The 4,516-nt window shown below is 35.5% G+C and carries 5 protein-coding genes; 4 read left to right on the forward strand and 1 reads right to left on the reverse strand.

Annotated elements, in window-relative coordinates; translation table 11 throughout:
- Nucleotides 1-151 precede the first annotated feature (151 nt).
- Complete coding sequence (locus ADJ83_RS06955) at nucleotides 152-1,381, reverse strand: IS110 family transposase (RefSeq protein ID WP_031540352.1); 1,230 nt, start codon at nucleotides 1,379-1,381, stop codon at nucleotides 152-154.
- Nucleotides 1,382-1,808: 427 nt separating this feature from the next.
- Here ADJ83_RS06955 and ADJ83_RS06960 point away from each other — a divergent pair, with 427 nt between their 5' ends.
- The 4 genes from ADJ83_RS06960 to ADJ83_RS06970 all read left to right on the forward strand — a co-directional run.
- Entirely contained in the window at nucleotides 1,809-2,120 is a 312-nt protein-coding gene (locus ADJ83_RS06960; protein WP_031540297.1) for a hypothetical protein, read from the forward strand.
- 114 nt (nucleotides 2,121-2,234) lie between these two features.
- On the forward strand, nucleotides 2,235-2,381 hold the full coding sequence (locus tag ADJ83_RS25500) for a hypothetical protein (RefSeq protein ID WP_155986800.1): 147 nt from the start codon (nucleotides 2,235-2,237) through the stop codon (nucleotides 2,379-2,381).
- A gap of 250 nt (nucleotides 2,382-2,631) precedes the next feature.
- On the forward strand, nucleotides 2,632-4,212 hold the full coding sequence (locus ADJ83_RS06965; RefSeq protein WP_031540295.1) for a recombinase family protein: 1,581 nt from the start codon (nucleotides 2,632-2,634) through the stop codon (nucleotides 4,210-4,212).
- Nucleotides 4,213-4,241: 29 nt separating this feature from the next.
- Nucleotides 4,242-4,516, forward strand: a 275-nt coding sequence (locus ADJ83_RS06970; RefSeq protein WP_239687070.1) for a YetF domain-containing protein, incomplete at its 3' end; no start/stop codon positions are given.

Genomic DNA, 4,516 nt, shown 5'->3' on the forward strand with positions numbered 1-4,516 from the left:
AAAAGTCCTGCGGTAATATGTCAAGTACCAAAATCTAAGGAATTGGAAATTGTAAGCCAACCAATACCTAAAAAAGACAATACTTAAGAAACCCAGTAAGATATTAAACCATTTACTGGAAAATATTGAAGGATTTAGGATGTTTTATCCTTTAGTTATTCACCTTCCTTCTTGGCGTGTAGACTTGATCGTTGCGTAGCAGCGCATCGACCAACCGCACAAGTTTTCTTGCCGTTAAGACGAGTGCTCTTTTGTGTTGATGCTTAGGAACCTCACGATATTTTTTCAGGTAGTATGCCCGAAATTCAGGTTCATTTCGTTGAACCGAGTTGGCAGCTTCAACAAGGTAATAACGAAGAAATCTATTTCCTGAACGTATCATTTTGGTTTCCTCAGCTTGGAACTTTCCTGATTGATTCTTGGACCATGTAAGTCCACTATATTTGGCAATGGAAGCTTGGTTATCAAAGCGATCAATTTGTCCAATTTCGGCTAAAATACCAGCGGTATAGACTGGGCCTATTCCTGGAATCGTCTGTAAGGTATTAGGGATACCTTCTAGAAGCTTTTGGATGGCTTTGTCAAGTTCTTTAATCTGTTTAGTTATACTACGGATGGACTCTATTGAAGTCCCTAATAATAGGTCGATAGAATCTTCCACACACTTTGATAATCGGTAGGAAGATCTCGCAGCCTTTTGAATGGATTTCGCCACACACTCGGCGTCAGTAAAGCGATTTTTGCCCTTATCTTGAAGATAATTCGCAAGTTCTTGAAGATCCATTGAGCTAATTTCATCTAAGCTATATTGTTCAAGAAATAGCTCTAACATGGCATTTCCAAAAACCGAACTATCCACTTCAGTCGTAAAGGAACTACACTTATAAAATAAGTGTTGCAGAAAATATTGCTTTTCTCGCGTTAGGTTGTGAACGAGATGATATCTCATTCTTGTCAACCTTTGAAGAGCAATAAATTGTTCCTGCATCACCGCCGTTAGTGGAAGACGTCCAAACCGTAAGCGATCTGCAATAATCCAAGCATCGACTTGGTCTGTTTTATCCAGGTCAACATATGACTCTTTAAATTTTTTAATTAGTTTTGGATTAATAGTAAAGACTGTTGTTTTAAATTCTTTAAGAGATTCATCCTCGTGAAAAAACATAGCAGGATGCCAACTATAGACTGAAGTGGCCTCCATCCCGATTTGAATCTCGGAAATTGAGTTACTTTGGGCTATCTTGACAATCTGATCTTTCAGATAAGATGCCCCAGTCAAATTGTTGTCAACAGTGAGAGCAGTTAATGCTTCTCCTTCAAAATTCATGACACAAGCTTTCATATCTTGAGAGCTAACGTCTATTCCAACAAATAATTTCATGGTGGCTAACCTCCTTTCAATCTAGGATCAAGGGAAGGACTCTTCGGGATATCCCCAGTGTACTTGTCGGTCAATCACCCTCGCGTATTAGAACTCACTTTGGTCCATGAGCTGCCTGGAAGCTGCAACTTCCAGCATGGGCTGCCAAAGGGAACAGCCTGCGGGTTAGAAGTTCGAACAAGGACTGGGGAGACAGACTTTTGTAGTAGTCAAAGCTACAGGAGATGATAGAAATCCCCCAAATGATCCTAAGACCATTATCTAGGGACATCACGAAAAGTCCACCCTTTGGAAAACTTTTTCAGATAGTGGGGGGCTAGCCCCCCACTATCTGAACTAACATCTATAGAATTATCAAAGAACAATATTTTAATTGGAAATTACCTCGAAAGAGGACTATAAACTTACTATACGAGGAGATGGTTTAATGAAAAAAATAATCAATAAAAAAATTTATAATACAGAAACAGCGACACTAATTGCTGAGTATAGTAATGGGCTTACAAGAGGTGACTTTAATCATATCTATGAAGATCTATATGTAACTAAAATAGGACAGTTCTTTTTACATGTAGAGGGTGGACCACTTACTTGCTACAGTGAAACAGATGGTAGAAATACTTGGGGAATAGAAACTATTATTCTTCTAAATTCACTTCAAACATACAACTGGCTAGAAAAACGTTCAGAATACGAATTAATAGACAAATATTTTCCCGATATGGTTTCTGAGGGGTAAGGTTAATTAGTTTCTATAAGCAACTATAATCAATTTCAATATTAACAGTAGGAGGGTGTCTCTATAATATTTACTTCACACTATAACCCTTCCTGAAAAAGGGAGGAATCTATAATGGACAAGAAAACAACAAAAGAATTGAAAAGTGATAAGGAAAAGTTTCATATTCCTAGTGAAGAAGAATTGAAAAAAAGAGAACTAGTATCAGTTCTTGCGGAACTTATTTTAAATTATTCATTATCTAAAAAAGAAGTAAAGTAACGACGCTATAATTCAATGTGAACATGGGCAAGCTGCTGCTTGCCCAAATCTTAAAGGGGGATATCATAAGTGAAAAATTCAAAAAAGAAACCTGTAATTTATATGAGGATTGGATATGAAGAAAAATAGAAAAAAACAAATCCCGTTGAAATTATGAAAAAGATACGATGTCAAGTTATTAAATCTTATGGTAACGATACTATGAATAATTTTGTAAGTAAAAGTGATTTGAATGAGGGGAGAGATATATATGGAAAACAATAAAAAATTAAGAGTTGTGATTTACAAAAGGGTGAGTACTGAGGAGCAAAAAAGAACAGGTTTTTCATTGGAAGGGCAAGAAGATGAGTTAAGGGCATATGCCGAAAGGAAAGGGTATAAAATAGTAGGTGTGTACACTGATGGTGGCTATTCAGGTAAAAATTTCAACAGACCTGAAATTCAAAGGTTATTTTCTGATATGAGAAATGGTGATTTTGATGCGATTTTAGTATGGAAAGTGGACCGGATCTCAAGGAAGAACAGGGATGTTTTAGATTTAATTGATAATGAACTCCATCCAAGAAATATGAAACTATTAGTATCTACTTGTGATATAGATAGTAGTAATGCCAACGGTTATATGTTTATTTCTATGCTAGGTACTTTTGCTGAGTATGAAAGGTCACTAATTATAGAGCGTGTGTCAAGTGGCATGGAAAAACGTGCAAAATCAGGTATGTGGAACGGTGGTATCATTTTAGGATACGATGTAGTAGAGAAAAGTTTAGTAATTAATGAGGAAGAATGTGAAATAGTTAAACAGATTTTTCAATTAAGGGCAAACGGCTATGGGTACAAAGCGATTACAAATGTACTAAATAGTGAGGGAAAAAAATCTAAGAAAAATAACAGTTTTAGTATAAATGCTGTAAAAACAATTTTGGAAAATAGAACTTATATTGGTCAATTAAATTGGGGAACTCATAGAGAGTGGGAAAAGAAACGGAGAAGTGGGAAGACAGATCCAATCAGTGCCGAAGGTGTACATGAGGCAATAATCGAATTAGGTTTATGGAATAGGGTACAAGAAGTTAATAAGGTAAACAGAGACGCTTCTACAAATACCAAAAATATTAAGAGTGAGTTTATACTTTCAGGGATATTACGTTGTCCCACCTGCGGGGCTGGAACTGTTATGAGTAAGTCAAAGAAAAGAAATGGTTCAGGATATCATTTTTATTACATGTGTCAAAACTATCATACAAAGGGTAAAGATGTCTGCCGCTCCAATTTAGTTAAGAAAGAACTGATCGAAGAACAAGTTTTATCTTATATTAATGGTCTAATCTCTAAATCTGGAATCGTAAATGACATTATCGATAAAATAAATAAAGAAAAACATACAGATACAGACAAACTTCAAGAGCAAATAGTTGCTTATAAAAAGGAATTGAGAGTAAAAGAGAAGGAATTGGACGCTATTGACGAAGAATATCGCAATAAAGAAATTACTGCAAAAGCATACGGAAGGTTATCTGGGAAAATTGAGGATGAAGTAGATCGATTACAGGGTATTGTCAGCGATTTAGAAGAAAAGTACGGTAAAGTTACTTCATCCTACTCTGTTGATGAAAAGATTGTAAAAGAGGCCCTAGAAAACTTCAACGCTTTATTTACTGGTGCAAGCAATGAAAATAAGAAAATCTTAATAAAATCACTTATTAAGAAAATTGAAGTTGAATCAAACAGAAAGGAAATAAAGCGCATTGTCTTCTGGTTTTTAGAAGACAGTGCTTTGTCTTTAAAGAATGCTTTACCAAATAATGAAGGACGCAGAACCGTATCATAAATAACGCCATCGGATTGTGGACGTTTCTTATGTTGGGAATAGAGTTTATGACTCTAAAAAATAAATCGACACGTTCTCTCTTATTAGGCAATCCTAACATCATCATTCGAGATGGTGTTATGGACAGGAAGTTACTTACAAAGAACAAATTGGATGTAAATCAAGTATTGAGTATACTCCGTCAAAATAATGTCTTTTCAGTTCGCGAAGTCAAATACGGTATATTGGAAGCTAATGGGCAAATAAGTTTATTATTAAAATCCAAGTATCAAAAACCAGACAAGCAAGATCTCAATCTTCCAGA

It is taken from the genome of Bacillus sp. 522_BSPC, from assembly GCF_001076885.1.
In the GTDB taxonomy this organism is placed as follows: domain Bacteria; phylum Bacillota; class Bacilli; order Bacillales; family Cytobacillaceae; genus Niallia; species Niallia hominis.